The organism is Plectonema cf. radiosum LEGE 06105, assembly GCF_015207665.1.
Classification (GTDB): Bacteria; Cyanobacteriota; Cyanobacteriia; order Cyanobacteriales; family Nostocaceae; genus Rivularia; species Rivularia radiosa_A.
Genome location: NZ_JADEWL010000296.1, coordinates 1 through 1,842, shown reverse-complemented (window position 1 = coordinate 1,842; position 1,842 = coordinate 1). Strand labels below are relative to the sequence as shown.

At 37.5% G+C, this 1,842-nt stretch carries 1 protein-coding gene; it reads right to left on the bottom strand.

Annotation, left to right across the window (positions count from 1 at the left end):
• Positions 1–52: 52 nt before the first annotated feature.
• Positions 53–1,783, bottom strand: a complete 1,731-nt coding sequence (locus tag IQ247_RS32070) for a TrbI/VirB10 family protein (protein WP_193926226.1) — start codon at positions 1,781–1,783, stop codon at positions 53–55.
• Positions 1,784–1,842: the final 59 nt, after the last annotated feature.

Sequence of the window (1,842 nt, the reverse complement as noted above, 5' to 3'; positions counted from 1 at the left end):
ATGAATGAATCTTCAATAAGCGAGATTGTTACCAAGAAAAGTGATTATTTCTTTATAACTCTTTCACCTCCTTTCCCCCACTCCTCCCCTCCTCCCCTCCAATCTCAAAGAAGTTATTAAAAAGAACCGAGACTTTCGTTCCCGCAGGTACAATAGCAACATCAGGACTATTCATAATTTCGTTAGAAGCTTTATTCGCACGTTGACTTAATCGTTGTGACATAGGTTTGAAAAATCCTTCTACAGCTGCGGCTAAGACATTTGGTTTACTAGCTTTTGTATTAAATGTCTGACTACTAAAACCATCATTTGAAATCACTGTCGAAGATTGACTTTGATTTTGATTAAATATTTCCCCAGCGCGACCTGCTGCACCCAATAATCCGATTAAAATATCTTGCTGTGCAACGCGACCTTTATCGGAGATAGATTTTGCAGTTAAAGGTTTATTATTTTCTCCTCGAATTAAAATTGTATTTTTAGGTATTGCTTGTTGTTGAATCCTACCAGCAGAATCCTTATAAACAACTGCAACAACGGTTTGCTTAACAAGCTTATTAATCTTGGAAACTGAATTTATTTCTGTAATCAAAATCGTTCCTTTTGATAATGCAATACGTTTATCTATAGATAAAACGTCTTCTTGTAGTTCGACTGCAAAGCGTTCCTGATTTTCATCTTCCTCACTCCAAATTATTGGTACTAAAACTGATGCTTCTGCGCTCGTACCTATTTGTACTTGAATTGGAGAATTAGAAGCGGTAATAGTTTCTTGGGAAGATAGGGCAGGAGTTCGATTTAAAATACCTAATTCCCCTGGTGTTGGAATTTCTTTTTGATTTCTGTTTGAATTATTATTACTATTAAATTCAACTGTTGACGTAGTAGATGCTTGGGGTTCTTTCACTTCTTTCCTTACGCTATTAGAAGCGTTAGCAAAAATAACTGGAGATGAATTCTTTTCTGAATTTGAATGAATATAATCGTTTTCAGTGACATTTCCACTTTCAGATTGATTTGGTAATGACTGTGCTTGTTCAAATGATTGATTATCTTGTGTCCAATTTTTGTTATTCAGAGATGTTGTTTGTTGTCCCAAAGTCGCAAGTTGATTCCAACGCTCGAAGGGGTCTATTTTTTCAATGTTCGTTCGAGTCGGAGCAGGGGAAGCACTCTTATTGTTAGCTAATACTGGTAATTTGACTGGCACTGTTTCTCGAATAATTTTTGGTGGTAATTGTACTGTTTCTCGAATAATTCTTGGTGGTGATGGAACTTTTTCCCGGATGATTCTGGGTTTAGTCTGTCTCGGTTTACGAACTGTTCTCACAGATTTATTGAGCTTTGGTGGAGGTGGTGTTACTGGTGGAGATTCTTCAATATCCCGACTTGCTTGGTTGCGTAGCGCTAATTCAGCTTTTAGACGTGCAGCTTCATCACTTTCTTTATAAGCTAAAACTGTTGGTGTTGGTTCTAGTACAGGAGCTTTAACAACTGCTTTAGGAGCAAAGAAAATTGACCAAATCATCCAAGCGGAAGTCATAACGCTACCAACTAACAAAGACGCGATCTGCTTGCAGCAGCGCTTCGCTATCGCAAACCTAATTAAAGGATTTTCACTTCCTGATTGCGCTTCTGCTTGCTCGTTATCTCGTTCAATTAAAAATTCTTGGTCAATTAAAGCTACTTGTTCGGGTTGATATCCCGATATTTCCAGTTCCTCTTCGGGAGTTAATTCATGATCTACGGATTCATTAGTATAGTTTTCTTGATTATTACTCATATAAAATTACTATTTATTAGTTTCGTAACTGACGCCCTCATTCCCCCACTCCCCCACTC

Coding starts and splice junctions, on each gene's coding strand:
- IQ247_RS32070 (WP_193926226.1), bottom strand. CDS start 1,783: ATGAGTAATAATCAAGAAAACTATACTAATGAATCCGTAGATCATGAA.